Origin of the sequence: Shewanella oncorhynchi (assembly GCF_030848765.1) — a bacterium.
GTDB lineage: Bacteria > Pseudomonadota > Gammaproteobacteria > Enterobacterales > Shewanellaceae > Shewanella > Shewanella oncorhynchi.
Window position 1 is genome coordinate 1,271,256 of sequence record NZ_CP132914.1, and the last position, 15,073, is coordinate 1,286,328.

Genomic DNA, 15,073 nt, shown 5'->3' on the forward strand with positions numbered 1-15,073 from the left:
TTTGCTGATGTGTGTGAAACTATCCAGATGTTATTTCTGCACAAAAAAACATCAGCAACTTTAGCGCTACCACCATGTTGGCTGGTTTTCTGTTCGATTTTAAAGTGCAATAGAGATAACTCTGGCTATATAGCGTTGACGAGAACCTCTTGTGCATATCGCGGTAATGTTAAGGAGCCTTGGGCACTAGGATACATTTTTATGCGATAAGCCTTTAAATCGACCTATCTCTAAAAGTGACCTTCTCCATTATCTTGATGCTTTTGTGATTGACTAAAAAGTCGCAAATAACGATGAAAGTAAAAATATTATTCATAAAGCGGATACCCGCCGCTTTAAATCTTCTCATTTCCATGTAAGTTAGTATTACTCCCATCCAGCTCTAGTATTCATGATCGCAAAAGTACAGAAGGTTACGATTAAAGGCGGCTCAACACTGGCCATTAAGTTTGGTTTTTTGGGGATCTTTGGGCTTTTAATTGGCATTGTTATTACTGTTTTGGGGTTCGATGATTCTGAATTCCATCGCTTCAATTTTTTGAATCACACCCTAAGTGAATTAGGGACTTATGGTCATTCGTCTTTCGCTGTCATTCTCAACGGTGGATTGTTTTTTGGCAGTTTAAGCCTCGTTTTCTATTGTTTGTCTTCTTTGCAGCAGGTAACTTCTTGCTGGGGATACCCTTTCTTTATCAGTTTGGCTCTCACTTTTCTGGCTTTAGCGAGCGTGGGATTATTTCCGGTGAACGTGTATCACTTGCATGTTCTTGGGCTGAAATGGTTTTTCTATCTGGGGAGTTTGAGTGCGATCTTCTATTTAGCCTTGGTCTGTTTCGGCAAGTCTAACTTTGGCCGTTGGACTGGGTTGTTGGCGTTAATAGTCTTATGTAGCATGTTGACGTTTCTGTATGCGCCACAGCTCAATTTAGGTTTGACCGAAGGCGATAGACCGTTTTATCAGGAGATGGTATTGCAACTGCCGCGTCCTACTTTGTGGTGGCCAGCCCTACTAGAATGGATTGGACTGGGAAGTTTATTGTGCTGGACAAGTGTGCTGCTTTTTAGCCAGTTAAGCTTCAGCCAAGATCCCAAAATCATTGGCTGAGTTATCTTTAAATTTAGACTTATCTTCAGCTTTAGGCTATGGATTCACATGCACAGCAAGGCCCGCTTCACCAAACCAATAACCGTTGCACTGGGTTATATCAAGGTTGCTATTCATCGAAAAATCCTGAACATTTTTAGTCGCTTGAATCGTATCGACCAAAGCATTGGCTTTAATGATGCAGTCAAGACTACTGGGTGATACTCGAAACACATCGACCCCCATTTGTGTCATTACCGCTATTTCACTGCGTAAATCTAAACAGCTAGCGGATTGGGTTTGAATTCCATTGAGCCTGAGTAAAGGCTGCTGCTCTTGGGTTTGCGCGAGTAGTCCTTTACTGTATTCACGGCACACCGTTTCGCAATGATCTTTCGTGAGCTGTTTGTGTCTAGCGGTAAAGCAGCGCGCTGAATGGGCGAGTGGTAAATAGCCGTGGCCGAGCACTTCCACCTCAAATGATGGCTGCTCTTGAATCACTTGTTGTAACCAAGCCTTAGATAGCTCCACTGGCATCACAAATCTTTGCATTCCAAACCGCTGCAAAATGTCTAAACTGGCGCGATTGTAGTTATTGATACTCGCGCCGCAGACAAAGGGCAACTTACGCTCTTTAGCAAGATACACTGCCGCCATATCGTTTGCTTCGACGATAAATTCACCGTTATCGACCTGGCGTTTGAGCTCAGTATATTCAGATGGCGCTTCGATTAAGGCCAGCGTCGAAAGCACGACTTCTTTACCCGCCTGCTTGAGCATTTGCGCCAGCTCTAGATAATCGCCCCACTTGAGTTCGCGTCTGCGGCTACAAACCGCCTCACCTAAATACACTAAGGGAATTTGACTGGCGGCGACTTGCTGGTAAAAGTCAGCGACTTGCTGTTTCTGCCAGCAATACAACAGTGGTCCTAGGGAAATCTTCATAAGGTGTCCTTTGTCAATCTTGCTCTCTATTTACCTTTTATTGCCAATCGCGCTCGTAGGCGCCAAGCGTAGTGATCTGACCCTCGGATACTTTCGCTAGGGCTTGTTCCCAATGGGGTTGATTTTGGCTTTGTGAGTACAGCGCTGGATTATTTAGATAGGTGTCTATGGCTTGACGCCATACTCGAGTGACTTGTTCAACATAGGCGGGGCTGCGTTGACGTCCTTCGATTTTCAGCGACACTATGCCAGCCTTGGCTAGTTCTGGAATTAAGCTTAAGGTATTCAAACTGGTTGGTGATTCGAGTAAATATTGCGGCGAGTCTTGATCTGCTGTGATGTAACGGCCTTTGCATACCACGGGATAACCCATTTGTTCGTCGAGGGCCGATTTATCAATTAACACATCGTTGAGCCGGGTTAATCTGTTCTGTCCTTCTTCTTGCCAGCGTACGTGTTTTGCCGGTGAACAAGATCCACCTGTGTTGGGCGATTGGCCCGTTACATAGGATGACAGCTGGCAACGCCCTTCGGCCATAATGCACAGACTACCAAAGGCGAATACTTCCAAATCCACTGGGCTGACTTTAGCAAGATCCCGTACTTGTTTCATGGATAACACCCGTGGCAATACTACTCGGGCGATGTTAAAGGCTTCCTTATAAAAGCTCAGCGCACCCAGATTGGTTGCACTGGCCTGCACCGATAAATGCAGTGGCAGGTTTGGATAGTGCCTATGGGCATAATCGAGTAAAGAAAGATCGGCGACAATTAATGCATCCATACCCAGTTTTGCCGCTAAATCGATAGCCTGATACCAACGATGCTCTTCACCGGGCTTTGGAAAAGTATTTAAGGTCAAAAAGATTTTCTTGCCGTGCTTTTGCGTCAGCTCAGTGGCTTCTTGCAATTTTGCGGGGGTGAAGTTTAATCCTGCAAACGAGCGCGCGTTGGTGTCGTCTTTTAACCCTAGATACACAGCGTCGGCTCCGGCATGTAATGCCGACTTTAGCGAGGCCAGATTTCCTGCTGGACACAACAGCTCCATAGTGATGCTCCCGATAAAATGATAGCCGCTGAGTGTAGGTAAGATTGAATGGCGATGAATTGATTTAAAACAGGTTTAAGATCATAAAATCCCGATAAACTGGGATATATCATGTTTTATTCTTGTAGGGTTCCCACCATGTCCGCTGTTTTTTTCGCAAAATTTGCTCAGCAACTTTTAGAGTTCACCCCAAAAGCCATCGGCTTTCCCCTTGCTAAGATGCCGTTTAGCCTCAAAGCAAAAGCCATCAGCCAATTGCTTGAACTCTTACTTGCCGAGCAAGCTGCTGACGATGAGCTTGGATTTTTGACGGATAAATGGGTCGCAATTCGAGTGGAAGATATAAACTTAGCCTTCGAAGTCAGTTTTAATGGAAAATGGCAAGTCAGAGAGCTCACGGATGCGCAGGTGACCTTCAGTGCCAACTCTGCTGAGCTAGTGTTAGTGGCGGCGGCGAAGGAAGATCCCGACACGCTATTCTTCCAGCGTAAGCTGAGTATTCAAGGTGATACTGAATTAGGACTTGAAGTGAAAAACCTGCTGTTAAGTATCGAATTTGCCAGTATGCCAGCCCCAATTCGTCTTAGTGTTGAAAAGCTTGCCGCTGTGATTGAGCGTCTGCAAATTGAAGCGAAACCGACAATTATTCTCGCCAAATCCCCAAGCTTTTAACGTTATTTAGTGAGACTACACACTGCTAACTCCATAAAGAAGCCCGCTAAGTTGTTATCTTAGTGGGCTTATTTTTATTTAAACTTTATTGTATGGTTTGGTCAATGAGTTAGTAGCTTGCACTCAGTTGTAGTCCCGAGTAGCTCGAATAAGCGCGTAACATCACATGGTAAGTTCCCGCTTGAGTCACGGAAATTGAACAGCTTTCATTGTTCCCGTTTTTATAGGGACGGCAATCATAGCTGGTGGTCGTTGGGGTAGTACCTGCTTTGACATACAGGTCTACATCTCCAGTTCCGCCACTGGTGGCAATGTTGAGTTGGCTATTGGCTGGAACCACTATCTTATACAGTTTCTCTGTTGCCGTTGCCCCGCTTAAATTCGTGACAGGTACGCCATTGGTTAAGCAGTTTGCATCGGTGCAGCTTCCGCCGCCATTCAGGTTATAGCTGGCTGTCAGTTGGGCATTGGCGTAATTATTATAGCCTTGCACCATCACATACCACCGACCCGCCGTAGGTGTGGTGAAATTACAGCTCTCGTTGTTGCCATTTTGATAGGGGCGGCATTGGTAGCTTGTTGTCGTCGGTTTTTGCCCTTGGCTGACATAAATATCCGCATCACCAGAACCACCCGCTAGATTGATCCCTAAACTTGCCGCATTGACTGGGACATCGATGTAGTAATACGTCGCAGAACCTGTGGCACCACTGATTGCGACACCCACATTATTTTGCAGCGGTGTTTCATCGACGGGGCAATTATTGCCACAGCCACCATCATCGCCTGCGAGTGAAAAGAGTAATTTATTGGGTGAACCTGTTTTAGCGTCTGTAACTTTATTTGACGTGGCGCGTGTCGTAAGTAAGTTTGTCACCTGTGTGGGAGAGAGATTTGGATTTTCATCTAAGTATAATGCGGCAACGCCTGCCACATGTGGGGCTGCCATTGAGGTACCACTTATGGTATTAGTCGCTGAATTCGAGTTATACCAAGCGGACGTAATGCTCGAACCAGGCGCATAGATATCAAGGCAAGTCCCGAAGTTAGAAAAACTCGAGCGGGAATCGTTACTGGTGGTTGAACCAACTGTGATGGCGTTTACCGCACGGGCGGGTGAGTAGTTACAAGCGCTGCTGTTGTCGTTACCCGCCGCCACTACGAAAGTGACCCCTGCGGCAACTGCGGCATTGACTGCATCATCAGTTGCTTGGGAGGCTCCTCCTCCTAAACTCATGTTTGCGACGGCGGGGCCGGAAGCATTGTTTTTCACCCAGTTTATCCCTGCAATCACGCCAGAGTTACTACCTGAACCTGAACAGTTGAGTACTCTGACTCCCACAAGATTGACATTTTTAGCCACACCGTAGGTAGCGCCACCAACAGTTCCTGCCACATGGGTACCATGGCCGTTACAGTCAGTCGCATCGTAATCATTATCCACAAAATCATAGCCACTGCTGGCGCGACCACCAAACTCATTGTGAGTATTAAGCACGCCAGTATCGATCACAAAGGCGGTTACACCAGAGCCGTCGAAATCCGTGTGATAGTTACTATCCAATGGCAAGTTTCGTTGATCGATTCTGTCTATGCCCCAAGTCGGACTCGGTTGATTGGCATTGGCTTCAACCATAGGCGTTACTGACATGATTTGATCTTGTTCTATGTATTTCACATTTGGATCTTTACGCAGTGCTTTAATCTGTTGGGCGCTGGCCTTGATGAGTACACCATTGAGCACATTGCCAAAGTTTTTCATCACAGTGACATCATATTGGTTGACTAAACTCTCGGCTTGTTTCGTCGCGAATTCAGCTATGGTGTTGTTATTACTTAGATTAAGAACGCTTGGGGTATTGAATACAACAATGTAAGTATCTTTGATGGCTTTAGATTGTGGGACACTTACCATACTCGCTTGGTATTCATTAGCGTTAACAGGGAAGTAAGCAAGTCCAGTTGCGACCGCGACTGCAATTAAATGTTTCTTATGCATGTTGAACTCCATTTTCTTTTTATGTCTCCACGGACTTCGAGACATAATTCAATGTAGAAGGTATTTTCAACCTGCCCAGTTCGATGCTTAAGGTATATCTAATTTACAAGGTTAAAATGTAACACTTGATTTACAATTTGACCGCAAGTGACTTTTTACTTAGCTAAAGAGTGAGGTGTACAAATAAGCGTCAAAATAATAACTATTAGTCTATTAAAACAACCTAGTCTATAAAAGTGGTGATTTATCAAGCGACATTTTGTCCGAATCACAAACTGTGAAGCAGCGATAAATTCCGTCTGCTACTTTTTTGACATTCACCGCTGAAAAGAAGTCAGTCTAAAGTAGTGTTTTGACTAATACTGAAATAAAGGCTTGGATTTAAGCGATTTAAAGGTTTTCCATACCGTTAAATGCATCTTTATTGTGATTTTTTATGCGGATTGTTTTGCGCAGGTTATGGCAGGTATTAGAGCAGATTTGACCGAGAGGCATTATAGCCACTCGGTCAGGTGACGTGATTAAGCTTTTTGCGTTAACACGGCAAATTTCACTAACAATTCGTCGTTAGATTCGACACGGTTTGGATCTGGGTCGATGCAATCAATGGGGCAGACAGACACGCAAGTCGGTTTGTCGTAGTGACCCACACATTCGGTGCAACGGTCTGGATCGATTTCATAGATCTCTTCGCCCATAGTGATGGCCTGATTAGGACATTCAGGTTCACACATGTCGCAATTGATGCAGCTATCGTCGATCAGTAGTGCCATGATCTTAACCTAGTTCATGTGGGTTGCGAGTATCTTGACCTTGGGGCAAGTTACGCAGCAAAATACCGTGGCTCAAATCGACTTCTTTCGGCACGGGTAGATACACAGTGTGCCCAGAACCTAAGCCTGCTTCAACTGCTTCAGCTTTGCGATTTTCGAGTTGTTCAATCGTCAAACTGATATTGCCTTGCGGTGTCATCAGTTCAACACTGTCGCCAACGGAGAACTTGTTTTTTACTTCAATTTCGGCCAATCCTGCAAGATTACGTTTGCCCGTCAGTTCACCTACAAATTGTTGGGTGTCACTAACTGAGTAGCCATAGTCATAATTTTGGTATTCATCATGCACATGGCGACGTAAAAAGCCTTCGGTATAACCACGGTGGGCTAGGCCTTCTAATTGATTCATTAGACTGCGGTCGAAATCTTTACCCGATGAAGCATCTTCAATCGCGCGGCGATACAGTTGTGCGGTACGGGCAACGTAATAGAAGGACTTAGTGCGACCTTCAATTTTGAGCGAGTCTATGCCCATTTTAGTCAGGCGCTCAACGTGCTGAATGGCCCGTAAGTCTTTAGAGTTCATGATATAAGTGCCGTGCTCATCTTCGAAGGCGGGCATGTATTCGCCGGGGCGATTGGCTTCCTGTAGTAGGTAAATTTGATCTGTGGGGGCGCCTGCGCCTAAGGTCGTTGGCGTTTCAATTTGCACCGCATTTGGCATGGCAATGATGTCACCGCTGTCATTTTGCTGCGCTTCGTGTACATCGTATTTCCAGCGACAAGCATTAGTGCAGGTACCTTGGTTAGGATCGCGTTTATTGATATAACCTGAGAGTAAACAACGGCCTGAATACGCCATACACAGGGCGCCGTGCACAAACACTTCAAGCTCGATATCGGGGCAGCGCTGACGAATTTCTTCGATTTCATCTAAAGACAATTCGCGTGACAGGATCACGCGTTTGATGCCTTGGGTTTGCCAAAACTTTACCGAGGCCCAGTTGATGGCATTCGCTTGCACGGATAAATGTACCACTTGATCAGGAAACGCTTCACGCACCATCATAATTAAACCGGGATCGGACATGATCAGTGCGTCAGGTTTCATCGCCACTACGGGTTCCATGTCCTTGATATAGGTTTTTAGCTTGGCATTGTGGGGTGCGATATTGCTCACCACATACAGCTTTTTACCGAGTGCATGGGCTTCTTCAATCCCAGTGGCAAGGTTTTCCATTTTAAAGTCATTGTTACGTACCCTTAGACTATATCTTGGCTGACCGGCATACACTGCATCTGCACCATAGGCAAAGGCGTAGCGCATGTTCTTTAAGGTTCCAGCTGGAGACAGCAGCTCAGGTTTAAACATAATCACTCTCAAATGGGTTAATAAATGACGCGGTGCGCGGGGGCGGCATTTTACACAATGAAAGTAGGGGTATGCAAATTGCCTTAGCTAACTTTAGCAGTACTTCACATTTTACGAATATAGTGAGTTTGGCTTAGATCGACTGGAGCGGAATATTTCAACTTGAGTGATGATTGAGGTCGATGATCAAGACAGATAAGTAAGGCAAAATTGATAACGCAATCATACAAATTATTAACGTCTGCTGTTTTTTCTACGCATCTAATGACAGCCAACTGATATACTCCAACAATCCAATGTTGATGTTTACAGATTGATGGGAGTTAAGATGTCTACCGAACATCTACTGTTAGTCAGTTTATTAAAAAAACTAAAAGACGATGCCTTAGTACTACCGACCTTGCCTGAAGTGGCGATGCGGGTGCAAGAAGTGGTTGGACGCTCCGATGCGAGCCTTAAACAAGTGGCTGAAGTGATCGGTCAAGATGCAGCGATTTCTGCGCGTATTATTAAGGTCGCCAACAGCGCGCTATATAGCCGAGGCGTGCCAGCTGAAAGTATCAACAGTGCGGTTTCTCGTATTGGTTTAATCCAGATTAAAAGCATTGCCACTTCGGTGGCGATGGAGCAATTGTTCATTTCCACCAATGAAATGGTGTGGGAAGTCATGGACGAAGTGTGGCGTACCTCAATCGATGTAACTGCTGCGTCTTGTGCCATGCTGCAGATGTACAATAAGCGCCATTCAACCAGCCGGTTAAATTTTGATACCTTAACCTTAGCTGGACTCGTGCATAACATTGGCGCCTTACCTGTATTAACAGAAGCGGAGGCGCATCCCCATTTATTCACTAGCATTGATCAATTACGCGCGCTCGTACGTAAAATGCAAGGGCCTTTGGGTCGTGCTGTTTTGAAAAGTTGGGATTTCTCTACCGAAGTGATGGAAGTGGTTGAGCGTTGGGCTGATTTACCTTATCTACCCGATCACGTCACCTATCTCGACTTTATCCGTGCAGCGGCCTTTTATACCGGTGAATTGCGAGCGGGCACTGAACTAGAGCAACGTCTCGGTGTGTTTGTCGCCCGTGGATTACCTGTGACGACCGATGATTTAGCCAGTGATGAGTTTATGGAAAAATTCCATTCAATTAGAGAAAGTTACCAATAATCGTTAGGCCTAAATGGAATTCAAATGGCGCTGATATCTTTTATCGTGTCATTTGAGAAAAAGCTTACGTGGTATGGCAGAGGCCAAGGTATGTTCGTAATCGGGTTAGTTGTCGCTTCTCTCGCTTTATTGATATTTTCATTGTATATCCTGCAGGCAAAATACAGATCTTTACGGTCGCAGCAAAAATTCTTAGTACAGCTTTGTACCCAGCTAGAGCAGCAAAAGGTTGAACGCCAAGCTTTAGACATTGGCATCGTCCCCCAAGCGTTTGCTCCTCTCTACCATACTTTAAATGAATTATTAAAGGCGTTACCGGCAAGTGTGGGTAAGGATAAGCTAACAGGACTTGTTAATCGTGTCGGCTTGAAACGTACTCTTACTGGCATGATGCCGCTGACTCAAGGGACATTAGTGCTAATTGATATTTATCGATTTCGCTATGTGAATGATCTCTTTGGTTTTGTGTTTGGCGATATCCTGCTGAAGCAATTTTCTGAACGCTTAAACAGCTTAAGTTTATCCCCGAGATTAATCGCACGCCTCAATGGTGATGAATTTTGTTTATATTACGAGCAAGCGTTGACTGAGGAGCAATTAGTCCACTTAAGAGGGCGGTTGCAAGTGCCTTTTAGCATTAAGAACACACCCGTCAGCGTTAAGCTTCAAATCGGCTGTCTGCATTTACAAGAACACCATGCCGACACGAGTCAGATGCTACGTCGAGTCGATTTGGCGCTGAAGAAAGCCCGCCATTCTCGTAGTGCGATTGCTTACTATGCCCAAAATGATGATATTCGTCAGTTAAGGGAACTGAAAATTATCGATAGTTTGCCTAAAGGTTTGCAACGTAATCAAGTATATATGGTGTATCAAGCTAAACAGGATATTGCCACGGGTCGATGTTTTCAGGTTGAAGCCTTGATGCGTTGGGAGCATGACGAACTCGGGATTATTTCTCCGGGAGAATTTATTCCCTTAGCTGAATATGCTGGCATGATTGATTTAGTCAGCCAATGGGCACTCGATCAGGTTTTAGCACAGCAGGCAAAATGGCGCGCGGCGGGGATACAATTGTGTGTTGCAGTTAACCTGTCGACACGGGATCTTGACAGTGAAACCTTACCCCAAGAAATTGCTGCAAGATTAGCCTATTACCAGCTCCCACCCGAATCCTTGATGATCGAAATTACTGAAAGCACTTTAATGGCGGATTTAACTAAGGCGGTCGAGACGTTAGGAAAGATACGTGCCTTAGGGGTTAGACTTGCAATTGATGATTTTGGTACGGGTCATTCTTCCTTAGCTTATTTAAAGCATTTACCCGTTAATGAAGTCAAAATTGATAAAGCCTTTTTAAAGGATCTAGAGCAGGATAAACCGTCGGAATACATCCTCGAAGCCAGTATTAATATTGCCAAAAAACTCGGCTATGAGGTAACTGTTGAAGGAATTGAAACGCTTGAGATTAGAGATAGGTTAGTGGCTATGGGGGTTGATACTATACAAGGTATGTATTACGCGAAGCCCATGAGTGCCGCCGAACTCGAAATGAACTGGGCCCAACTACATAATACAATCTAAACCTTGTGCTCATTAAAGTAAGCGCTCGTTAAATCAAATGCTCGTTAAATCAAGAGTACTAAGGCTTGCAGTCGAGCCTTAATACTGTCCAGTTATCGCTATTTGAGTTGTACTTCTTTGAGTGATTTTTGTTGCCTTTGCTTATGTCGAAATAAGCTCAGGAAATCGCGCGCGTACTTGTATGTAAGAGTATTAGCTTTGTTCGCTTGATGTGAAACCAAGACTTAATATGGCGATTAACTCTGCCGGCATAGGCGCTAATTGACGGGCTTGATTCATACACACCATTTCAATGGTTGCCGTGACCGCTGGCTTTTTACCTTGTGGACGCCAAATCTCCTGCTGCCACACAGTGCGGTACTTACTCTCAAAGTAAAACTTAGTGCGAACATCGATAATATCGGCAAATTCCACCCCCTCATGGCACAACATATCGCTACGATACACAGCAAAACCCAGTTGGTTTTGTTGCCATAATGCACTTAAACGCTCAGCACCAATCACATGCTCACGGGCTCGCTCGAAGTATTTCAAAAAGTTGGGGTGATACACCACGCCAGAAAAATCAGTATCTTCATAGTAGATTTGCACTGGGAAAGAAAAGGTCGGGCTAAATTGCGGCATGGGGCTACAGCTATTCTAGATAGTTTTTATTGCGCAATAGTTTAGCGGCTTATCTCTTAAAACAAAACCTCTAATGCGGAGAGACAAAAGCGCTGTTAAGGGAAATGTGCAGGCTACTTTAGGTCGGCAACGGCGATGCTTAATCTGGACATGATTGACAATGTGACGACTGAAATCGTCATTAGATTCGATTATGGGACGCTTTTCTGCTTATAGATAAAATGCTTGTTACCCAAAAAATATCACGCTAATCAGGCAGTAAAATCACACTATCGTGCCTAATTCATTAATCCCTTCCTATACTGATAACTGCAATCCCTTTCTTACGTTGATTTGCTAGGTTGAGAGCTTTATATGAGCGAAATTAAAAAATCAGAAATATTGACTGAGAGTGGCACAAATGAACTCGAAATTATTGAGTTTCATCTACATAAGACACTTCCTAACGGTGGCCATAAAGTGTGCCATTACGGTATTAATGTCGCCAAAGTGAGAGAAGTGATTAGGGTGCCAGAAACGTCAGATTATCCCAATGCCCAGCGGCACATGGTTGGGGTGTTCTCGCTGCGAGAAAAGTTGATCCCTTTGGTCGATCTTGCCGGTTGGCTCGGAATATCGACACCAGAGGATTTAACCCACAAAGTGGTCATAGTGACTGATTTTAATAAGATGATTAATGGGTTCTTAATCGATAGTGTTCGTAGCATCCATAGAGTGTCGTGGGAGCAAGTTGAATCGCCGAGTCAATTTTTAGAAGCGGGTGAAAATGATTGTGTCGTTGCCGTAGTGCGCCGTGATGGCATGCTCATTATGATATTGGATTTTGAGAAAATTATTGCTGACATTAATCCTGAACTGAGTATGGATAAGTACGATGTCACGCTCGATAGAAGTGTACTGATCAATGATAAAATGCTGGCGAAACGTGAAGCGAAAACGATTTTAATTGTCGATGATTCCGCTTTTATTCGTAAGATGATCGAAAATACCCTTCGCAGCGCAGGTTACAACATTATCACAGCCAAAGATGGTGGTGATGCCCTTGAAATGCTAATGGAATTTGAGAATCTTGCTGACCAAGATAATGCTTCTATTTCTGATTTTGTCAGCGCCATTATTACAGATGTTGAGATGCCTCGCATGGATGGCATGCATTTGGTGAAACGCTTAAGAGAATCCAAGGCGTATCGACAAATGCCAATTGTGATGTTTTCCTCTTTAATGAGTGAAGATAACCGCACAAAGGCGATGGCATTAGGTGCTAACGATACCATTACTAAACCAGAAATTGGTCGTATGGTCGGTATGATAGATAAATACGTATTCGAAGAGTAATGCCATTTCATTTAGTGGCGATATTTGAATATGGGGTATTCGAGTCATCGCTATCAACGTCTTGAGTGATTCTTCAATGACAAACCATATCAAAGTAAAAAGCCATATTCACCGAGGCGAATATGGCTTTTTTGTAGGGTAAACGTTGTTTACTAGCGAATGATCATTTGATCGCGCTCTGGTCCAACAGAAACCATGCTAACGCGTACACCCATTAAGTCTTCAATGCGTTCAACATATTGTTGTGCGGCGACTGGCAGGCTTTCGAAGGTGCGACAACCAGTAATATCTTCGCTCCAGCTTGGCATTTGCTCATACACTGGGCTTAACGCAGCAGTTTGTGGCCAAATTGGGTTCTCAGTGTGTTCACCAGCATAGGCAACACAGATTTTCAGATCTTTCATGCCAGAAAGACAATCAATCTTAGTCAGGGCAATTTCGGTTGCTGCTTGTAGCTCAACACCATTACGGGTGGCAACAGCATCAAAATATCCCATGTCACGTGGACGGCCTGTCGTTGCACCAAACTCGTTGGCATTTTCGCGGAAGGCGTCTTGCTCTTCCATTGCGGTCACTAACGTGCCTGTGCCGACTGATGAGCTAAAGGCTTTCGCGACAGCAATTACGCGCTCTGGACGCAGGGCAGGTAAACCGCTGCCGATACCCGCGTAAGCCGCAGTCACGTTTGAAGATGTGGTATAAGGATATTCGCCGTAGACTAAGTCGCGGCCAGCACCTAATTGCGCTTCAAACAGCAAGCTAGCATCTTGTTTTTGTAATGCTTTTAATGGCTCTGTCACGTTACAAATAAATGGACGCCAAGGTGCCGTCACTTCTAATAACCATGCGGTCATTTCGGCGGCGGTTTGATTAAAATCGCAACTTGGATAAAGTGCTTTTAACTGTGGTAATTTCCAGTCGAGCATAAATTGAATGCGCTCTTGCAGTACTTCAGGTTGGTTTAACCAGCCGACTAAAATGCCTTTTTTCATCACGCGATCGCCATAGGCTGGTGCAATCCCTTGACGGGTTGAACCATAGGCGAGGTCGCCAAGACGTTGTTCTTCTAAGGTATCTTCTAATGCATGTAGAGGTAAGCACAGGGTAGCACGGTCAGAAATGCATAATTTGACTTCAATGCCAGCCGCTTGCACTTCAGCAATTTCTACACTGAGTTTTTCAGGGCTGATCACCATGCCAGGGCCTAAAACTGCAACGCAGTTAGGGTTGAAAATGCCACTCGGTAATTGGTGTAATTTAAAGGTGCCATAGTCGTTGACGACGGTATGGCCAGCGTTGTTACCACCTTGAAAGCGAATACTGGCAGCGGCATCCGCGGCTAAATAATCTACGATGCGGCCTTTGCCTTCATCACCCCAATTTGCACCCACAACCACGATCGACGGCATAACAACATCTCCTCATTGATTAAGACGCTATGCTAGACCCATCATTTGAATAAGAGAAATTAATTATGGTTATCATCCCAATAAGAATTTCATATATCATTGGCTATCATTAACTCTAATACTTTGCAAAAGGTGACGTGATGCTCGATATCCATTGGTTAAAGACCTTCGTGACTTTGGCTGAATACAAGCATTTTGGGAAAGCGGCCACAGCGCTGCACATGACGCAGCCCAATGTTAGCTTGCATATTAAGCAGTTAGAGCAAAGCACTCGAGTCAAGTTGATTGACCGTAATCCCTTTCGATTAACGCAAGCGGGATTTCGCCTGTTAGAGAGCAGTCAGAAGACGTTAATGGAGCTGCAAATTTGTCAGGCGGATCTCAATGCGATTAATGACCTTAGCCAAGGCACCTTGACCATTGCCGCCAGCGACATTATCTCGCGGTTATTGTTGATCCAGCCGTTTCAGCTCTTTAAGGCGGAGTTTCCGGGAATAGATTTCTCACTGCTCAACACAACCTCATCACAAGCCTCTGAATTGGTGAAAAATGCCGAGGCCGATTTAGGGTTTGTGATTGCGCAGAAGGAAAGTCAGCCACTGCATTTTACTGAGCTACAACAGATTAAATGGTGTGCAATCGGAGATAACTTACAACAATGGCAGCAGGCAAAACCCTCTGTGGATACGCCCTTAGCCGAGCAACCGACGTTGATTTTATTAGGACACGATACGCGAACCCGCGAATTGTTAGATCCTGCATTGCCGTCGCTGAACTTATCGAATTACAGAATAATGGAAGTCGGCAGTGTTGACGCGCAAATCGATTGGGCTGAGGCGGGATTTGGTGTGGCTATCGTACCGGAGTTTTCGGTTTACACTAAGGCGAATATCACCACTAAAGTCACTCCTCTACCGCAATTCCCTACTACGAGTTTAGGTTATATTGTGCGCCAGAATCAGATCCTGTCGAAGGCTATTAAGCAGCTGTTATATTGGGTGAATCAAGAGATCATTCGCTCGCAGCGGTAATCTATCATTCGCTTGTAGCGATAGTG

The 15,073-nt window shown here is 44.8% G+C and carries 13 protein-coding genes; 6 read left to right on the forward strand and 7 right to left on the reverse strand.

The window, feature by feature from the left end:
- Positions 1-391 precede the first annotated feature (391 nt).
- On the forward strand, positions 392-1,105 hold the full coding sequence (locus RA178_RS05740) for a DUF998 domain-containing protein (RefSeq protein ID WP_028761881.1): 714 nt from the start codon (positions 392-394) through the stop codon (positions 1,103-1,105).
- A 36-nt stretch (positions 1,106-1,141) separates the two neighbouring features.
- Here the strand turns inward: RA178_RS05740 and RA178_RS05745 are convergent, their stop codons facing one another.
- Positions 1,142-2,029 (reverse strand): U32 family peptidase, encoded by an 888-nt coding sequence (locus RA178_RS05745; RefSeq protein ID WP_306684890.1) that lies wholly within the window; start codon positions 2,027-2,029, stop codon positions 1,142-1,144.
- Positions 2,030-2,066: 37 nt separating this feature from the next.
- Complete coding sequence (gene ubiU / locus RA178_RS05750; RefSeq protein ID WP_306684891.1) at positions 2,067-3,077, reverse strand: ubiquinone anaerobic biosynthesis protein UbiU; 1,011 nt, start codon at positions 3,075-3,077, stop codon at positions 2,067-2,069.
- A 138-nt stretch (positions 3,078-3,215) separates the two neighbouring features.
- On the opposite strand from ubiU, the gene ubiT reads away from it, so the two are divergent.
- Positions 3,216-3,749, forward strand: a complete 534-nt coding sequence (gene ubiT, locus RA178_RS05755) for a ubiquinone anaerobic biosynthesis accessory factor UbiT (protein WP_219234640.1) — start codon at positions 3,216-3,218, stop codon at positions 3,747-3,749.
- A gap of 109 nt (positions 3,750-3,858) precedes the next feature.
- Here the strand turns inward: ubiT and RA178_RS05760 are convergent, their stop codons facing one another.
- The 3 genes from RA178_RS05760 to trhP all read right to left on the reverse strand — a co-directional run bounded on the left by RA178_RS05760 (position 3,859) and on the right by trhP (position 7,893).
- A complete protein-coding gene (locus RA178_RS05760) occupies positions 3,859-5,748 on the reverse strand; it encodes a S8 family peptidase (RefSeq protein ID WP_306684892.1) in 1,890 nt (629 codons plus the stop codon).
- A 521-nt stretch (positions 5,749-6,269) separates the two neighbouring features.
- Positions 6,270-6,521, reverse strand: coding sequence for a YfhL family 4Fe-4S dicluster ferredoxin (locus RA178_RS05765; protein WP_006082676.1), 252 nt, complete (start codon positions 6,519-6,521; stop codon positions 6,270-6,272).
- 4 nt (positions 6,522-6,525) lie between these two features.
- Entirely contained in the window at positions 6,526-7,893 is a 1,368-nt protein-coding gene (trhP, locus tag RA178_RS05770; protein WP_105251727.1) for a prephenate-dependent tRNA uridine(34) hydroxylase TrhP, read from the reverse strand.
- Positions 7,894-8,221: 328 nt separating this feature from the next.
- Here trhP and RA178_RS05775 point away from each other — a divergent pair, with 328 nt between their 5' ends.
- Positions 8,222-9,064, forward strand: coding sequence for an HDOD domain-containing protein (locus RA178_RS05775; protein WP_028761421.1), 843 nt, complete (start codon positions 8,222-8,224; stop codon positions 9,062-9,064).
- 90 nt (positions 9,065-9,154) lie between these two features.
- Positions 9,155-10,648 (forward strand): putative bifunctional diguanylate cyclase/phosphodiesterase, encoded by a 1,494-nt coding sequence (locus RA178_RS05780; RefSeq protein ID WP_306685400.1) that lies wholly within the window; start codon positions 9,155-9,157, stop codon positions 10,646-10,648.
- A 192-nt stretch (positions 10,649-10,840) separates the two neighbouring features.
- Here the strand turns inward: RA178_RS05780 and RA178_RS05785 are convergent, their stop codons facing one another.
- The gene (locus RA178_RS05785) at positions 10,841-11,272 is read right to left on the reverse strand and encodes a thioesterase family protein (protein WP_105251729.1); all 432 of its coding nucleotides are present in this window, start codon (positions 11,270-11,272) and stop codon (positions 10,841-10,843) included.
- Positions 11,273-11,626: 354 nt separating this feature from the next.
- Here RA178_RS05785 and RA178_RS05790 point away from each other — a divergent pair, with 354 nt between their 5' ends.
- Positions 11,627-12,607, forward strand: a complete 981-nt coding sequence (locus RA178_RS05790; RefSeq protein ID WP_105251730.1) for a chemotaxis protein — start codon at positions 11,627-11,629, stop codon at positions 12,605-12,607.
- Between the two features lie 152 nt (positions 12,608-12,759).
- On the opposite strand, the gene RA178_RS05795 is transcribed toward RA178_RS05790, so the two are convergent.
- On the reverse strand, positions 12,760-14,016 hold the full coding sequence (locus RA178_RS05795; RefSeq protein WP_028761418.1) for an adenylosuccinate synthase: 1,257 nt from the start codon (positions 14,014-14,016) through the stop codon (positions 12,760-12,762).
- 140 nt (positions 14,017-14,156) lie between these two features.
- Between RA178_RS05795 and RA178_RS05800 the strand changes: the two genes are divergently transcribed.
- On the forward strand, positions 14,157-15,047 hold the full coding sequence (locus RA178_RS05800; RefSeq protein ID WP_306684893.1) for a LysR family transcriptional regulator: 891 nt from the start codon (positions 14,157-14,159) through the stop codon (positions 15,045-15,047).
- The last annotated feature ends 26 nt before the right edge of the window (positions 15,048-15,073 follow it).

Excerpts from the sequence above, each read along its gene's own strand:
- RA178_RS05740 (WP_028761881.1), top strand. The coding sequence starts at position 392 with ATGATCGCAAAAGTACAGAAGGTTACGATTAAAGGCGGCTCAACACTG.
- RA178_RS05745 (WP_306684890.1), bottom strand. The coding sequence starts at position 2,029 with ATGAAGATTTCCCTAGGACCACTGTTGTATTGCTGGCAGAAACAGCAA.
- ubiU (WP_306684891.1), bottom strand. The coding sequence starts at position 3,077 with ATGGAGCTGTTGTGTCCAGCAGGAAATCTGGCCTCGCTAAAGTCGGCA.
- ubiT (WP_219234640.1), top strand. The coding sequence starts at position 3,216 with ATGTCCGCTGTTTTTTTCGCAAAATTTGCTCAGCAACTTTTAGAGTTC.
- RA178_RS05760 (WP_306684892.1), bottom strand. The coding sequence starts at position 5,748 with ATGCATAAGAAACATTTAATTGCAGTCGCGGTCGCAACTGGACTTGCT.
- RA178_RS05765 (WP_006082676.1), bottom strand. The coding sequence starts at position 6,521 with ATGGCACTACTGATCGACGATAGCTGCATCAATTGCGACATGTGTGAA.
- trhP (WP_105251727.1), bottom strand. The coding sequence starts at position 7,893 with ATGTTTAAACCTGAGCTGCTGTCTCCAGCTGGAACCTTAAAGAACATG.
- RA178_RS05775 (WP_028761421.1), top strand. The coding sequence starts at position 8,222 with ATGTCTACCGAACATCTACTGTTAGTCAGTTTATTAAAAAAACTAAAA.
- RA178_RS05780 (WP_306685400.1), top strand. The coding sequence starts at position 9,155 with ATGTTCGTAATCGGGTTAGTTGTCGCTTCTCTCGCTTTATTGATATTT.
- RA178_RS05785 (WP_105251729.1), bottom strand. The coding sequence starts at position 11,272 with ATGCCGCAATTTAGCCCGACCTTTTCTTTCCCAGTGCAAATCTACTAT.
- RA178_RS05790 (WP_105251730.1), top strand. The coding sequence starts at position 11,627 with ATGAGCGAAATTAAAAAATCAGAAATATTGACTGAGAGTGGCACAAAT.
- RA178_RS05795 (WP_028761418.1), bottom strand. The coding sequence starts at position 14,016 with ATGCCGTCGATCGTGGTTGTGGGTGCAAATTGGGGTGATGAAGGCAAA.
- RA178_RS05800 (WP_306684893.1), top strand. The coding sequence starts at position 14,157 with ATGCTCGATATCCATTGGTTAAAGACCTTCGTGACTTTGGCTGAATAC.